The following is a 17,508-nucleotide window of genomic DNA, read 5'->3' on the forward strand; positions in this document are numbered from 1 at the left end:
ATGAGAAAAACAAAAGGGAATTATTACATTTGAAAAATGGTTACATGATAAAAACATTCAAGGTATAATTATAATTAGAAAGATACAATTCTGGAGTGATAATTGTGGATGAAATAAAAACAAGAGTACTAGTAGTCGAGGATGAGGCTTCTATTAGAAGATTTATTGCACTTAATCTAAACAGGGCTGGCTTTGAAGTGATGGAGGCAGAATCTAGTGAAATGGCATTAGAGATAATTAACGAATTTAAACCGATGGTAGCAATCTTAGATGTAATGCTACCTGGGATTGACGGTTTTACACTATGTAGTTATTTACGTAGTAAATCATCAAATATGGTTATCATAATGCTAACTGCAAAGGGTCAAGATACTGATAAAATAAGTGGCCTTGAAATTGGAGCAGATGATTATATGGTAAAGCCTTTTAATCCTATGGAGTTAATTGCAAGAATAAATGCAAATCTAAGAAAAATTCATAATGTAAGAAAACCATTGGAACAAAGACTTAGTTTATTGGACATGGAAATTGACAAAGATGCTCAAAGATTCTATAGAAAAGGAGAAGAAATAGAACTTACTCCTACAGAATTTGCAATTATGGAGATGTTCTTTCAAAATCCTGACAAGGCATTGAGCAGGCATGAAATATTGGATTTAGTCTGGGGTAAAAACTACTTTGGTGATATAAAAATTGTAGATGTAAATGTTAGGAGAATTAGAGAAAAAATTGAGGACGACCCTTCTAATCCTAAAATAATTGAAACTGTATGGGGAGTGGGATATAGGTTGCGAGGAGAGAAATAACATGAAGAGTATTAAAAAGAGATTAGTTATTTATTTCATGTTTATCATAATAATTACAGTTGTAACACTAGAGATATTTCTAATCAATACTGTAAAGCAAAACTATTATAAGAATTTAGAAGATAATTTATATAATCAAATAAAGATGTCTTCTGACCTTTACTATCAATATTTTTCAGATGCTACTCTCTATGAAAATGTATTAAATAATGTAGATACTTTTTGGAGACAAACTACAGCTCAAGTTCAGATTATTGACTTAGGTGGGAATATTATAATGGATTCCATAGGAGTTACATCTTTTGATGACACAAAGATGGAGGACGTAAATAAGGCACTTAACGGACAGAAGGGCAAATGGATTGGAAAGGTTGACTATGATAGTGAACAGGTTATGGCTATTTCATATCCTCTTAAATCAAGAGATAATATTGTTGGAGTTTTACGGTTTATTACTTCATTAAGAGAAGTAAATAGTGATATCAAAGAAATAGCATCAGTCTTTTTATGGCTTGGATTAGTAGTAGTTTTAATTTCAGGCTTTGTAAGCATTTTATTTGCTAATTCAATAATTGGGCCATTAAAAGAAGTAACTACTGCAGCTGAGAAAATGGCATTAGGAGATTTTAAAACCAAAAGCATGAAAAAATATGATGATGAAATAGGAAAGCTTTCTGATACATTAAACTATATGTCAGATGAGATTTTGAAAAGAGAACAGCTTAAAACTGACTTTATTTCTTCTGTTTCCCATGAATTGAGAACTCCACTTACTTCTATAAAGGGGTGGGCTATTACATTAAAACAAGGATATGAAACAAAAGAAATTCTAGCAGATGGACTTGATATAATTGAGAAAGAAAGCGATAGGCTTACTTTCATGGTAGAGGAGTTACTTGACTTTTCAAAATTCGTATCAGGTAAAATTATTCTTGAAAGGGAGCTAGTTAATGTAGTAGACATTATAGAACATATCAAGAAACAACTGACTCCAAGGGCTATAAGAGATCAAATTGACTTTCATGTATCTTATGAAGATAACTTGCCAAAGACTTATTCTGACGGAAACAGATTAAAGCAAGTGTTCATAAACATATTAGATAATGCCTTTAACTTTACTTTATCTGGAGGGGAAGTCATATTTGAAACTAAGTATGAGTATCCTAATTACATTTTTTATATAAAGGATACAGGCTGTGGAATACCTAAAGAAGAGCTGCCAAGGATTAAAGAAAAGTTTTATAAGGGTAAAACAAGTAAATCTAAAAATGGAATTGGATTATCTATATGCGATGAAATAGTCAACTTGATGAATGGAAGTTTAGAGATAAAGAGTCAGTGTAATAAAGGGACTGAAGTAATAATTACACTCCCTTTGCAGGAGCGTGAGTAAATGAGAAGAATTAGATTTTTTATTTTAATCATACTAAGCACTTTAATAATGTCAGGATGTGCTATTTTACCTACCGAATCAACTGATAGAATTTCATCTCCCAAAAACAACTATTCTCCTGTTTCAGGGACTTGGGAGATAATAAAAGTAGTTGAAGGAAATTTAAACACTGAAAATCCCAATGATAAAGAATGGAAGGAGAAAACCCTTGAATTTTCAGAGGGATATATGTCATTAGGGGATTATTATTTGGAGAGTCCTAGGTATCAAGTTAAACAAGTAAATGGAAAAGATTATATGTTATATAATCATAAGCCATTTTTGAAAAACTTTGATATTCCTGATGCTGAGATAGAGGTTATAACAGTAATAGATAAGGACAAATACTTTTGCGAAATTATTAGAATTAATGAAGATGAATTAATCTTGAGCATTAACAATTATAGTTTTCACTTAAAAAAGATATATAATGAAGTAGAAACTAGTCTAAAAGCACAAGAGAATCAAAATGATACTAATAGCTACAATCTTTTAACCTATAAGGAGGATTCTCTCACTCGTTCTGGTGTCTTATTAGGCTTACGCTCTAATGATTCTAATAAATATTCCTATAGAACCATATGGATTTCGTCAAATAACAAAATATTAAATCCTGTTTTGGAAACAGAAGGAATAATATTTCCAAGAAGAAGTGGATTTTGGAAAATAGAAACAAAAAGAAATATTGAATCTGAAAGAATAGAAGACTTTTTATTTGCTTACAATATTTCTACGGATAATATAGATGAAGTAAAGGAACTACAAATTGATTATTTAAACTGGCTAGGAAAACTAGGACAGATTCATAAGCGCATTGATTATATTGGTAATGACTATGTTTCTATTGAAGCAGTGGGAAATGGAAGCTATGAGCATAACGGTAAGAAGTGGTATGAAAATACTCTTAACATTTTGCCTATAGATAGTCTTTCTAGCAAAAAAAACGTTAAGTTTACTGATATTTCTGGAGAAGAGGACTTTTCATCTTTAAAGCTTGGAATAGAAAAAATAACTGATAAACTAAAAATTAAAGAAAGCGACCTTATAAATAAAGAAAAATTCTTAGATAGCTTTGGTCTAGAGAGAAAAATGGGACATTGGGTTTTTAAGGGAAGAATAAATTATATGTTCGATGATGGATTCCATTTTGCAGATTATAATATTAATATTATTCCACCTTATAAGCTGGTATTCTATGATGACCTAAACATTCCTTGGACTAATATAAAGAATAGAGTGCCAGAAGCAATTGATGCATTTACTTCTCCTAATAGAGATATAGTCCTTGTTTTTACAAGAAAAGAAATAATGGTCTATGGAATTGAAAAAGGTGAAATAGGGAAAGCACCTTTAAAGAGGATAGATTTAAAAGATAATGAAGCTGTAATAATGGCTGAATGGGCTACAGGAGATTATGTAGAGAATTGGACTGAGACTTTAAATAATTTTAATGAAAAAGATTAGCAAACATTAATTGGACCTTTTACGACCTTTTGGAGAAAATCTAGAAGGTTTTTTACTTATGGAAAACTCATAAGACTACAACATCTTTTTTGTATTCAAATAACAATGATTATATAGGAGATATAAATGTATAATAGGTATAAGGCGAAATGTAAACGTTTTTATTAACATAGAAATAAAAATTTATTTAGTAGGTGATATTGTGAGTATGGAGAAAAAAGGTTTTATTTTAGAAGAAGCGACAATTTCATCAGTTCACACTGCAATGAAAAGAGGAGAATTAACTTGTCGCCAGCTAGTAGAAATGTATATTAAACGAATAGAAGCATACGACAAAAAAGGACCTTCACTTAATTCTGTAATTATGATAAATCCAAAGGCTCTAGAAATAGCAGACGAGCTAGACAAGAAATTTAAAGAATCAGGATTTGTTGGCTCACTTCATGGAATACCAGTATTGTTAAAGGATAATGTAGATACAGGAGATATGCCAACCACAGCAGGATCACTTAGCTTGGAGGGAGTAGTTCCAGAGGATGATGCCTTCATTACTAAGAAGTTAAAGGAAGCAGGAGCTATTATAATTGCAAAAGTAAACTTACATGAATTCGCAGTATGGGGTGAAACAGCTAGCTCCATTTTAGGTCAGACTTTAAATCCATATGATTTAACTAGAACACCAGGTGGTTCTAGTGGTGGTACAGGAGCAGGTATTTCTGCTAACTTTGGTATTATAGGAATAGGAACTGATACTATTAACTCAGTACGTTCTCCTGCTTCAGCATGTAGCTTAGTAGGACTTAGACCAACTGTTGGATTAGTTAGTAGAGATGGTATAGTACCTTACTCATTTACCCAAGACACTGCTGGCCCTATTATGCGAACAGTAGAAGATGCAGCTAAAGTGTTAGACGTAATAGCTGGATACGATCCTGCCGATTCTCAAACAGCATGGTCTATAGGACATATTCCAGAAACATATACGGCATTCTTGAATAAAGAAGGATTAAAGGGAAAGAGAATAGGAGTATTAAATAGCTTTTTTGGAAAGAAGGATATACATCAAGAAGTGAACCATGTTGTTAACAACAGCCTAGAAGAAATGAAGAAAAATGGAGCTACTTTAGTACCGATTGAAGAAAATATAGATGCAGATAAGCTTGTTAAAGAAGTAAGCGTACATCTTTATGATTTAAAGGCTCATTTAAATATATACTTACAGGATTTAGGCTCACGTGCTAAAGTAAACTCTCTTGCAGAAGTCATAGCTTCAGGTAAATATCATGAGGGAATAGAAGAAAATATTAAGTTTGCAGAAACTTTAGACATAAATACTCCTGCATATAATGAGCGCCTTATTAAAAGAATGGAGCTTAGGGACCTTGTCATGAAGCTTATGGCAAAATACGATTTAGATGCAATAGTTTATCCTCATCAAAAAAGACCAGTAGTAAAGGTAGGAGAGCCACAAGCTGAAAGAAATGGAGTAATAGGCTCGGTAACAGGTTTCCCTTCTTGTGTAGTACCTGCTGGCTTCACAAAACCAACAGATTCAGCACCTATTGGAGTTCCAGTAGGACTAGAGATTTTGTGTAGAGAATGGGATGAAGCAAAGTTAATCGAAATTGCATATGCTTTTGAACAAGCAACGCATTTTAGAAAGATTCCTGTTAGCACACCTTGTTTGAAATAGGGTAAAAGAATAAAATCAATTATATCTCCCTTTAGGGATACTCCACAACTTTAAATTTTGTCGTGGCAAGAGCTGAGACATTAGTTAGGAGTGCAGAGGCCTAACATTTAGAATAAAAATTTATATAAGTTCAAATTAGATATAGACAACCTTACTAGTATTATTAAAAGTATGGTTGTTTTTATTTTTGAATATAATTAACGAATTATGAAAAAACTAACATTAACGAGCATATGATTTTTAAAAAAGATTAAAGGGGCTATAGCCAAATGACATACAAGCAAAATAGTAGAGGAGATAATAACTATACTTCAAGTATTAATAAAAGCCTTGAAGCCAACATCAGGTACATTAAAGAGGAAATAGGAGAAAGTAAGGATTTAGTTATTAGGGAATTTAACCTAAATAAAAATTCTAGTATAAGGTTTGCGTTAATTTATATAGAGGGGCTAGTAGATAAAAACTTTATCCAAGACTTTTTGCTTGAAATAGCAAATAGTATTATAAATCAGAATAGTTCTATTAGTTCGAAAAGAAATCTACTTGATCACCTGATATCTTTTCCTTTATTTGCTGGAAAGACTGAAGAAATATATGAATTCGAATCCTTAATACTAAAGATTTTATCGGGCTTCACTCTTATAATGCAAGAAGGCTATGAAAGATCCATAGCAATAAATACTAGTTATATCGAAGGCAGACAAGTTGAAAAGCCTACAACAGAACCAGCTATTCGAGGCTCTAAAGAGGGTTTTATAGAAAATATTGACATAAATACTTCTCTTATTCGGAAAAGAATCAAAGATAAGAACCTAAGAATAGAAACATATTCCATTGGCAGAACTACGAAAACAGATATAAATATGATGTATATAAAAGGAATCGTAGATGAAAAAATAGTTAAAGAAGTACGTATTCGCTTGGAGAGAATTGACATAGACGGCATAATTGACAGCGGTAATATCGAGGAACTAATACAAGACGATACATATACACCATTTCCTACTGTATTTAGTACAGAAAGGCCTGATACTGTAGTAGCTGGTTTGTTAGAAGGTAGAGTTGCAATTATTGTAAATGGCTCTCCATTTGTACTAATAGTTCCTGCTTTATTTATTCAATTTTTTCAAGCTAATGAGGATTATCATAATTACTTTTTTACTAGCTCACTTATTCGTATATTAAGATATTTTTCCTATTTCTTAACTATGCTTGTTCCAGCTTTTTATATAGCCATGACTACTTTTCATCAGGAAATGATACCTACTCCATTACTTATTAGTATAGCAGCACAACGTGAAGGTGTTCCTTTTCCCGTGTTTATTGAAATCATAATTATGGAAGTTGCTTTTGAGATTATAAGAGAATCTAGCTTACGAATGCCTAGGGCAGTTGGTTCAACTATATCCATAGTAGGTGTTCTTGTTATTGGGCAGGCTGCTGTAGAAGCAGGGATTATATCAGCTTTTGTTGTTATTATTGTTTCATTAACAGCCATAAGCAGCTTTACTACTCCCAATAATAGTATGGCTTTATCTGCAAGAATACTGCGTTTTGTTTTTATTATTTTAGCTACTACTTTTGGGCTCTACGGTATAGCTATGGGCCTAATAGCCTTAATACTACATTTATGTAGCCTTAGGTCCTTTGGAGTACCCTATACATCACCTTTATCTCCATTTATCGGTGACGAAATGAAGGATAGTATTTTCAGATTTCCAATATGGAGTATGATATTTAGACCTAGAGACATTAGTAAAAAGAATTTAAGAAGACAAGGTAAGGATGCTCCACATAAGCCTAGAAAAAAACAGTAAAATACTAGGAGAGATACTATGAATAGAAGAATTATTTTTTTTATAATAATTATATTGCTAAATATAATCTTATGTAGCTGTGGAAGTAGCAACGAAATAGATAAGCTTGCAATAGCAGCAGCTATTGGAATAGATAAAGCAGAGAACGGATATAGAGTAACTGCACAGATTATTATTCCAAGTGAAATTTCTTCAAGATATTCCAAAGGCCAATCACCTATAACTGTTTACACAGCAACTGCCACAACTATTTTTGAAGCTTTTCGTAGGATGTCTAGAGAGACGTCTAGGAAAATATATGTATCTCATATACAAGTATTAGTGTTTGGAGAGGAAGTTGCTAGGGATGGTATTAATAAGGTTATAGATTTTATTTCAAGGGAGCATGAATTTCGGACAGATTTTTATGTTCTAGTTGCAAAGAATAATACAGCATATAACATATTGAATACTTTAACTCCCATAGAGAAGGTACCTGCAAATCATATACATGAATTTGTAGGGGTGTCTAGGAAAATTTGGGGGACTACTACAGATGTTCAACTAGATGAGCTTGTCAGAATATTAAGCTTAGAGGGACAAAGTCTTGTATTAGCAGGGGTTTTAGAATTAGGTGATGAAAAAAAAGGAGAAGAAGCAAAAAGTCTAGAAAAAACATCTCCACCTAATGTGCTGAGATTGCAATACATAGCTGCATTCAAAAAAGATAAGCTTATAGGTTGGCTTGATGAAGATGAAAGTAAAGGATATTCATATATTGTTGGTAAAATTGAAGGCACTGTTGAATCGTTAGAAGGATTAGGGGAAGGGATAATAGCTATTGAAGTAAAGAAAACAAAATCTAAGATTAAGGCAGAGATATCTGATGGTGCACCAGTAATAAATGTGAATATTAAAGTAGAAGCTAATATAGAAGAGCTGCAGATACAAACAGATCTGGCTAATGTAGATAGTATAAATAAAATAGAAAAACTAGCAGAAGAAAAAATTGAATATTTATGTAAAAGTTCTATAAAAAAAGCTCAAAATGAATTAAAAACAGATATTTTTGGATTTGGAGAAGCTATACATAGAACTTACCCCAAGATTTGGAGGGAATTAAAAGAAGATTGGAGTAATGAGTTTGACAGCATACCAGTAAAGATTACTGTTAATGTTGATATTAAAGAAACTGGAACAATCATTAATTTACCTACAAAGGAAGAAATGGAGTAGTGTTATGGTAAAAACATTGGGTTTTATTATTATTGGGGTCATAATATCAGCTTTAGAAGTACCAAAGATGAGAAGGCAAAATCTAAATAAAGAAATAATATTATATATATTTCTTCTCGTGACAGGGTTGGGACTACTTTCACTTTTAAGTTTAGGTATAAATGTTACAAGTCCTTCAATTATTATTGAGAAAATTTTTAGCCCTCTAAATAGCTTATTGTCAAGGATACTATAGTATAAGGAAAGGAAGTATTGTAGCTATGGAAAAGACTAAAATTAGCAGCAGACAGTTTATGATTATTGTAGCTATTTTTACAATAGGTACCTCTATTTTAATTACTCCGGGAATTGTGGCTAGTAGAGCAAAAAATGATGCATGGATGGTGCCTATCATAAGCATAGGAGTAGGTGTTCTAGTGATATGGCTATATACGTCTATAGTAAGCTTATATCCAAATAAAAATATCTTCGAAATAAATGAGATTATTCTCGGAAAAATCCTTGGTATGCTTGTCAACATTTTTTTAATTGTTGTTTTTTTTATTACAGTGACACATACAGTTTGGTATGTTGGGAACTTTCTTAGTGTCCAAATTCTGACCGATATCCCTATTTATGCTACACATATTATATACATAGCTGTGATTGTATACGGAGCAAGACTTGGGATGGAGACTATATCACGCTCTGCTGAAATTGTTTTTCCAGTGATTATTTTTTTATTTATCTTAGTAATTTTACTAGTCTCACCTCAATCAAAATATGAAAACATTCTGCCTTTTTTTGAACATGGAATAAAGCCTATACTAAGTACGGTATTATTAAAAATAACCATACTTTGTCTTCCATTAATCATATTATTAGCTATTCCTTCTACATGGGTGAATCCTGTAAGTGACTATAGAAAGAACTTTATTATGGGATATATAATAGGTGGAGTGGTTATAGTTATAACAACCTTATTTAGTCTACTTGTATTAGGCTTTGAAATAACTTCATTGCAACGGTTCCCAACTTATATACTAGCCAAAAAAGTTAATGCACTAGATTTCTTTCAAAGATTGGAACCGATAATTGCCATAATATGGATAGTTTCGATTTTTTACAGAACATCTTTTTATATGTATATATCTTTAATTGGGTTATCTCACATATTTAGTCTTAAGGATTATAAATTCATAACTACACCTTTAGGAATACTTACATTAGGATTGTCTATTATTGCTTTTCCTAATAAAGCCTATCAAGGGGAATGGGATGCAACAATATGGGTGACTATTATACTAATTGTAGGGTTGTTGCTTCCTTTAGTTTTATTAATTTTAGGATTGATAAAAAAGAAAACAAATAAAAATAAGTAATTAAATAATTTTTTAGAAAAGACTCTATAGATTATTTTGAGATGAACTATGTTTTATGGCCTAATTAGTTGTAATATAATTTGTTTTTAGAATATAAACAGGAGGAATAGAAAAGGAAAGGAAGTATACCTCTATGGAAAAGACTAAAATAAGTAGCAGACAATTAACAATTATTATTGCTGTTTTTACAATAGGTACAACTATTTTAGTTACTCCTGCAGCTGTAGCTAGTAGGGCAAAGAACGATGCATGGATGGTACCTCTCATAAGCATGGGAATAGGTATTATAGTAATATGGTTATATATGAATATCGTTAGTTTATATCCAAATAAAAATATTTTTGAAATTATTGAAATTGTACTTGGAAAATGGGTTGGTATGATTGCTACTATTTTTATTATTTTTGTATCACTTATTTCAGTATCACAATTAACTTGGTATGTTGGGAATTTTATGACAACTCATATTTTAGTTGATACTCCTATTTATGCAATACATATTATATACTTAGTTGTAATAATATACGGAGCAAGACTAGGATTAGAGACTATGGCACGCTCTTCTGAACTTATTTTTCCAGTGATTGTTTTGCTATTTGTTTTAGTAATCTTACTAGTTTCACCTCAATCAAAATATGAAAATTTACAACCGCTTTTTGAATATGGAGTAAAGCCTATACTAAGTTCATCAATATTTGAAATAACTATACTATGTCTTCCGTTAATTATATTATTGACCATACCATCAACATGGACTAATAGCCTAAAAGATTATAAAAAGTCTTTTTTTATAGGATACATTATAGGTGGATTTATTATATTTATTACCGTGCTGTTTTGTTTACTTGTATTGAGTTACAAGACTACTTCACAATCACAGTTTCCTACTTATTTGCTAGCAAAAAAGGTTAATGTGCTACAGTTTTTTCAAAGATTGGAGCCAATAATCGCTGTAATATGGATAGTTTCAATTTTTTATAGAACCTTTCTCTATATGTATACAACTTTAAAAGGTCTATCTCATATATTTGGTCTTAAGAATTATAAATATATAACTACAGCCCTAGGTATTCTTGCATTAGGATTATCTTTTATTGCTTATCCTGATGTAGCTTATCAAAAAAAGTGGGACTCATTTACATGGGCGTCTCTTATATTTATTATGGGCTTGTTGCTTCCTTTGATTCTATTAACTGTAGGATTGATAAAAAAGAAAAAACAAAATAGTAGCTAAAAATTATCTGGTATATAGTATTTTTTATTTCTGATAACTTAGGTTGATACTAAATGAAGGCTTCAAATTTATCAAGAAGAAAATATACTAGATTTAGATTCAAGTGGAGAGGTAAACTTTTAGTGGCTTTTACTTAAATCGTCAAAAAATGCTTAGTTTGCGCGTTATTTTTAAGAAAAACTTATAGAAATAGGACATATGCTAAGATTTAAGGGTAATTTTTGTAATTAAAAACAGTAGTAAATCTGTAAATGAGAAACAGGATTTTACATTTTTCATTTTATGTGATTGATATAATTTTAATAAATAATTAAATAAGGGTACTATGAAATACATTCTGTATATGGGCACCTGGAATGTATGGAGTAAATGGTGCAACCGACCAGCTATAATATTTGGCTGGTTTTTTATTATTTTTCAAAAATAACTTATAGTATGTGAGTTTAAAATGATTGTATACTTCTTGATTAATTGGATATATTTCTATTTAATGGATACTATGTTTTATTCTATTATTGCTTTGGATTTTGGAGGTAAAAAGACATATTTATAAAAGTCTAGACATAATAAATCAATATACTATACAAAAAGGAGGGCCAGCTTTGATACTAAAAATCTTAACAAAAAATTTCTCCTTCTTAAGAAAAAGATTAGAAGAATCACAAATTTTATTCATATATAGATACATATCTTTATTTGTTACTTCTGCATTCTATTTTTTAAATCATCCTGAACATTCAATTGAGAAAAAAATATTTATAATATGTTGTCTCGCTATATCAGCTGTAATGTTATCATATCTCTATCTTGTATATGAGAAGTCAAATAAAAATATTATGATTTTAATTTTTATAGAAACTATAGGTAATTCAATCCTATTAATACCATCAGGAGGGGTTAATAGTCCATTTATTTGGTACACCCTCAACACTATCTTGATAAGCTCATTATTTTTAAAGAAAAGATATTGTTGGATTAACATTTTAGCTTACATATTGACTTCCAGCATAATAGTTTATTTTGGTAATGACATTGACTTGGATATACCAAAATTTTTAAATGAGGAATCCAATCTTATGCTTAGTTTCTTAATGATTACTGCAGCGGTTCAAGTATGGTCTATATATGTAAAAAAAATTAAGTATAAAAACAGGAAACTTGAAGAAGTTAACATTCAATTAGAATCGGCTAATAAAATAATTTTAGAATCGGTTGACCATATAATGGCACTATACCAGTCGGTTAATATTTTAACTAATCAAGGAAATAAAGAAGGTCTAATAAAATTATTATTTGAATATGCTAAAAAGATTACTAGAAGTAATACTGTATTTTATTATGATTTATCATCAGATTATAATAAAGTAACTTTAGATGGCAATAATGATTTACTAAAATTCCTAGAGGAGATTATAACAAAGGATTTAAAAAAAATACTTGAATATAAAGAACCTGTGGAAATGCATGTATTAAATACAAGATTTAAAATAATACCAGTAAAATCTGCCTACAAAGATTATGGCATATTAGGCTTTGAAGCAACTAATAGTAAAGAAAATATTATTTATAAGAATAATATGCATCAACTCCAGTTTTTATCCGAATTAATATCAATAGCCTTTGAAAGATTCTATTTGGAAGAGATAAACGAAAGATTATTAATTACAGAAGAGCAGAATAGGATCGCAAATGAAATACATGATAGTGTACTTCAAAGGCTTTTTAGCATGTCTTGTGGGGTATTCTCACTAATGAAAAAGTTAGATAAATATTCCTTAGAAGAGATACAAAAAGAGCTAAACCTTATTAGAAAAACAACAGATACTGTAATGAAAGAGTTGAGGGCTAAAATATACAGTCTTAGCTGGAAGAAATCAGGATCTAGTAGTTTTGCTATGGATATTAAAAGATATATTGAGGATATTAAAAAATTAAACAATGTTATTATTCCGTTTAGTATCGTAGGAAGCGATGAACTTTTATCATGTAAACAAAAGAAAGCCTTGCATAGAATGATATGTGAAGGAATAGGAAATGCAATTCGCCATGGAAAAGCAGAGGTGATAGAAGTAAGCTTAAAGATAGATTCACACAATATTACATTGATCATAATTGATAATGGCAAGGGATTTGATTTAGACAAAGTAAGTGAAAGTAATGCAAAGGGATTAGGTATTCAGAATCTATATCAAATGACAGAGTCTTTATGTGGAGAAATAAAGATTGATAGTAAGTTAGGTATTGGTACTGAAATAGAAGTTTCGGTACCTAATAATGTTTTAATAGTAAAAGGAAAGGAAGCTATTGTATGAAAATACTCATTGTTGACGACCATCCATTGGTGAGAAAAGGGATATCATCTACCTTGTCTTTTGAGGAGAACATAGAGAGGATACTAGAAGCTTCTAATGTAGAGGAAGCAATTAAGATAATACAAACTGAAAAACCTACTCTAGCTATAGTAGATCTTAATTTAGGTAATAAAGATGGATTAGAAATAGTATCAAGTTCTAGAAAAGATGGAGCTAAAACCAAATTTGTTATTCTTACTTCATCTATAAAAAAGGAAGATTATATAAGAGCTAAAGAAATAGGTGTAGATGGATACATACTTAAAGAAGCTTTTGCAGAAGATATATTATATGCATTACATGTAGTCTTAAGGGGTAAACGGTTTATTGATTCAGAGGTTATTAAATATGAAGTAACAAATGCTTCAGAAAATACATATTTAGATGAATTAACGCCTAGAGAACAGGATGTACTTATAGAGCTAGGCAAAGGACTAAGTAATTATGAGATAGCAAAGAATTTATTTATATCAGAACATACCGTAAAGAAGCATGTAAGTAATATACTATCAAAGCTAGAATTGACTCACAGAACTCAAGCTGCATTATTAATGAATAATTTAGCTAATTTTTGACAATATTTAATAAGTATAGCAACTTAAATTAAGTTTTAAGTGGTGGGAGCGTGATATAATTGCGAAGAAGAAAAACTAGAAAAAGATTCAGGAGCAGTTCGATTTTATATATTTCAGCAATAGTTGCACTGAACTTTATAGGATTAGGCTATGCAATGTGGGAAGAGACTCATAATATGAATGTCTCCATAACAACAGGTGATATTGACCCGGGATTTGATAGTGTATCAACTGTATCAGAAAATGGTGAAGTAAAGACAACTTTATCAGAGGATAAGAAGAAGTTATTCATAGAAGGAATTTATTATCCAAGCTCTATTATTGATATAAGCATAGGTGTTAAAAACGAAGGTAGTATACCTGTTGTTTTGAATAACAATAAGGCAGTTAGAACCATGTCATTTAATACTGGCATAAGCAATTTACAGGAACTATCAGATGAGGAGTTTATGATTAATATACAATCTGATAGAGAACCAACACCACTATATGCTTACGACACGGAGCAACACGAAAATCGTATTCAAACTTATCGAGTTACAACTTCTGATAGTGATATTCAGGACTATCAAGATAGTAGCTATCTAGCAGACATTATGAATTGTCAGGAGGAAATTCAAAGCCTTGAAAGTTCAATTAATAAGCATCAAGAGACAATTAGTGCTTTAGAAAAGTTAATAAATGAGGCAAATAGTATAAACGAGCAGCATTCATTTAATCATAGTATTCAATATATACAAATTCATTAATGTAATTGAGATTTATACGACAACTCATACAATGTAATTTATGGGGGAATAAAGTTGAGAAAAGTAATAGTTATTCTTATAAGCTTAACAACTAGTTTTATTATTATGACTGCAGGCTATGGATTGTGGACGGAAGAGTTAAACATAGAAGGGAATTTGACGCTTAGAGAAGATCCTGAGGTTATTGCGGCATTAGAAGAAGCTTTATCCAATGAGCAAAGGTCATTAGAAAATCAAAGTCAACAACTGAACGCGAAATTAGATGAACTGCAAAGATTACATGAGCTAGCCTTTGCAGAAATCCAGCAGCAACAAACACCAGAAGTGATAGAAACACCAGGAACAGTAGAGCCAACAGAGACAGATAATACTAGCCCAAGTAGTGAATACGAGGAGCCAGAGGATATAGAAAACACTACACCACCTGAGGGTCAAGAAGAAATTGAATTTGAAGAAAATGAAAATAGTGAACCTAATATAATAGAAGATGATGAAAGTAACGAAGAAACTATTATTGAAGAGACTACAGTTGAAGATATAAATGTTGGATCATCTACAGATGAATCAGATATAGAAGATAATACTATTACTGCTACAGATGATATTGTAAACGATCAAAATGAACAGGATAGTGACACTGAAGAAGATATTAATAATAATTAGGTATCTTAGTAAAGGTTTCTATAGCCTCAATGGCTTTATGGAAGCCTTTGTTTAAATTATATACAAATGGGGGACAAGTATGGTTATAAAACAAGAATTTTTGCCAACAAGATATTCGATTAAAAAGTGTTTTATTTTAATTGGATTAGTAATTTGTATATACATATTAGAAAACTCTCATATTACATCATTTATAGACAGCACTATATTTAACTATATAATAAGGCCAATACTGTGGATTGGGTTAGCTTGTTTAGTTTTGATCTTTCCACATGTGAGATCTAAGGGGCTACTAAAGTTAAGAAGTACTATTTACTTCTGGACAATAAATTTTGCCATTATATATATAGTTGTTTCAATATTTGCAGGATTTATTGATGCATTAGGTAAGAGCCCATATAATCATTCATTGACAGGAATTCTGACTAATATAATATTTGTAGGTTCTGCACTAGTAGGTAGAGAATTCATAAGAAGTTATCTAGTGAATAGCTTTACTAAAAAAGAAAAATATCTAGTATTTATATTAGTTGCTTTATTTATGACTATTATAGACTTCTCTATTAATCAGTATACTAATATAAAAGACCTTGAGGGTTTAGTACAATTTATAGCTCAATACTTTGCACCAGGGTTTGCACAAAACCTATTTGCATCTTATTTAGTATATATAGGAGGACCTGCAGCATCTATCATATATCTTGGCATCATACAAGGCTTTCATTGGTTTTCACCAATACTTCCAGACTTAAAATGGATAACTACTGCATTAATAGGAATACTTTGTCCAGTTTTTTTTATGATGTCATTGCAGGCAATTTATCAAAATGAGTCTAAACAAATGAAAATAAAAGAAAAAGATAAAGATAAAGAAAGTCCACTTAGCTGGATGCTCACAAGTATAGTATCTATAGCAATTATTTGGTTTGCAGTGGGTGTTTTTCCTATATATCCGTCAGTAATAGCCACTGGAAGCATGGAACCGATGATAAAGCCTGGAGATGTTATTTTAGTAAAGAAAATAGTTGATATGAAAGGAATTAATGTTCTAAAGGTTGGAGACGTAATACAGTTTAAAAGAGATAGTGTATTAATATCTCACAGAATCATAGAGATTATAAGTGACGAGAAAGAAGGTATGAGTTTTAGAACAAAAGGAGATAACAACTCAGGTGTTGATATAGAATTAGTAAAGCCACAGGATATAAAAGGAATAGTTGTATATACTGTACCTAAAATAGGCTGGCCTACACTTTTAATAAAGAGTGATAAAGATATACCATTAGATGAGATAGAATTTTAATATGATTGTATTGCAGGGTTTAATATCCTGCTATTTTTATGTCATTAAAAAAGTCAGGGTTCATGTCATTCTGAATGAAACGAAGTAAAATGAAGAATCTCATTCGTATAGCACAAAAGTAGTAGACATATAGGACGTTCGCACTAGTATATCACCACTAAATTATAAGGCAAAAGTACACTTTTGAATGGAGTAATGAAAGTATAAGGGGTCTATAATCATATGTGAAAGGGCTTTAAAAATGCTCAAATAATACATATAAAAAAGGAGAGGTTATAAAATGAAAAGAACAAAATTTTTAGCATTGGCACTTGCGGTAGCAGTAATGTTAATGGGTGCAGGGTATGCAGCATGGAATGAAACATTAGTGATCACCAATAAGGTATCAACAGGTAACGTTGACGTTGATATGACTAGTGGCTCAGTAAATGTAACTACAGATAATTTAAACAACCGTACAGAAGAGGTAGAGGCATTAGAACAACAAGCAACAATAACAGTAACTAATCTTTATCCTGGTGCAATAGCAGTTGCTACAATTAATGTTAAAAACAATAGTACTATACCAGTAGTTCATGCTGCTGATGCTATAGTAACTAATGCACCAGAATGGTTAACTGTAACAACTAATTTTGCAGAAGCTGATGAATTAGCAGTTGGGGAAGATGGTACTATTACTGTTACAATGGTAGTAGGAGACGATGCACCAGAGGATTATAATGAAGATTTATCTGCTACTTTTACTATAACAACAAATTATAATCAATGGAATTAAGAAGTGGAAAAATATATAATGAGCAGGAAAAATTCTGCTCATTATATAATAGAAATAAATATAAAAGGAG

15 protein-coding genes and 1 riboswitch are annotated in these 17,508 nt (G+C 30.9%); all 15 genes read left to right on the plus strand.

Annotated features, from left to right (window positions below):
* Positions 1-104: 104 nt before the first annotated feature.
* Positions 105-806, plus strand: coding sequence for a response regulator transcription factor (locus tag ABV008_RS14810; RefSeq protein ID WP_352420615.1), 702 nt, complete (start codon positions 105-107; stop codon positions 804-806).
* 1 nt (position 807) lies between these two features.
* Positions 808-2,199 (plus strand): HAMP domain-containing sensor histidine kinase, encoded by a 1,392-nt coding sequence (locus ABV008_RS14815; RefSeq protein WP_352420616.1) that lies wholly within the window; start codon positions 808-810, stop codon positions 2,197-2,199.
* Positions 2,200-3,702 (plus strand): hypothetical protein, encoded by a 1,503-nt coding sequence (locus ABV008_RS14820; protein ID WP_352420617.1) that lies wholly within the window; start codon positions 2,200-2,202, stop codon positions 3,700-3,702.
* A 208-nt stretch (positions 3,703-3,910) separates the two neighbouring features.
* On the plus strand, positions 3,911-5,395 hold the full coding sequence (locus ABV008_RS14825; protein ID WP_352420709.1) for an amidase family protein: 1,485 nt from the start codon (positions 3,911-3,913) through the stop codon (positions 5,393-5,395).
* A gap of 269 nt (positions 5,396-5,664) precedes the next feature.
* Complete coding sequence (locus ABV008_RS14830) at positions 5,665-7,212, plus strand: spore germination protein (protein ID WP_352420618.1); 1,548 nt, start codon at positions 5,665-5,667, stop codon at positions 7,210-7,212.
* Between the two features lie 18 nt (positions 7,213-7,230).
* Entirely contained in the window at positions 7,231-8,427 is a 1,197-nt protein-coding gene (locus ABV008_RS14835) for a Ger(x)C family spore germination protein (protein WP_352420619.1), read from the plus strand.
* A 4-nt stretch (positions 8,428-8,431) separates the two neighbouring features.
* Positions 8,432-8,662, plus strand: coding sequence for a hypothetical protein (locus ABV008_RS14840; protein WP_352420620.1), 231 nt, complete (start codon positions 8,432-8,434; stop codon positions 8,660-8,662).
* Positions 8,663-8,687: 25 nt separating this feature from the next.
* Positions 8,688-9,788, plus strand: coding sequence for a GerAB/ArcD/ProY family transporter (locus tag ABV008_RS14845; RefSeq protein WP_352420621.1), 1,101 nt, complete (start codon positions 8,688-8,690; stop codon positions 9,786-9,788).
* Between the two features lie 133 nt (positions 9,789-9,921).
* Positions 9,922-11,022: a GerAB/ArcD/ProY family transporter gene (locus tag ABV008_RS14850; protein WP_352420622.1), complete on the plus strand. Its 1,101-nt coding sequence runs from the start codon at positions 9,922-9,924 to the stop codon at positions 11,020-11,022.
* A 309-nt stretch (positions 11,023-11,331) separates the two neighbouring features.
* A riboswitch (cyclic di-GMP riboswitch) is annotated at positions 11,332-11,415 on the plus strand.
* A gap of 683 nt (positions 11,416-12,098) precedes the next feature.
* A complete protein-coding gene (locus ABV008_RS14855; RefSeq protein ID WP_352420623.1) occupies positions 12,099-13,334 on the plus strand; it encodes a sensor histidine kinase in 1,236 nt (411 codons plus the stop codon).
* A complete protein-coding gene (locus ABV008_RS14860; protein ID WP_352420624.1) occupies positions 13,331-13,948 on the plus strand; it encodes a response regulator in 618 nt (205 codons plus the stop codon). Before ABV008_RS14855 ends, ABV008_RS14860 begins: the two co-directional genes overlap by 4 nt.
* Before the next feature lie 59 nt (positions 13,949-14,007).
* On the plus strand, positions 14,008-14,697 hold the full coding sequence (locus ABV008_RS14865; protein ID WP_352420625.1) for a hypothetical protein: 690 nt from the start codon (positions 14,008-14,010) through the stop codon (positions 14,695-14,697).
* Between the two features lie 54 nt (positions 14,698-14,751).
* Positions 14,752-15,360, plus strand: coding sequence for a hypothetical protein (locus ABV008_RS14870; protein ID WP_352420626.1), 609 nt, complete (start codon positions 14,752-14,754; stop codon positions 15,358-15,360).
* A 79-nt stretch (positions 15,361-15,439) separates the two neighbouring features.
* Positions 15,440-16,663, plus strand: coding sequence for a signal peptidase I (locus ABV008_RS14875; protein ID WP_352420627.1), 1,224 nt, complete (start codon positions 15,440-15,442; stop codon positions 16,661-16,663).
* Positions 16,664-16,943: 280 nt separating this feature from the next.
* Positions 16,944-17,438: a SipW-dependent-type signal peptide-containing protein gene (locus ABV008_RS14880; protein ID WP_352420628.1), complete on the plus strand. Its 495-nt coding sequence runs from the start codon at positions 16,944-16,946 to the stop codon at positions 17,436-17,438.
* Positions 17,439-17,508: the final 70 nt, after the last annotated feature.

This window comes from Proteiniborus sp. (genome assembly GCF_040308045.1).
In the GTDB taxonomy this organism is placed as follows: domain Bacteria; phylum Bacillota; class Clostridia; order Tissierellales; family Proteiniboraceae; genus Proteiniborus.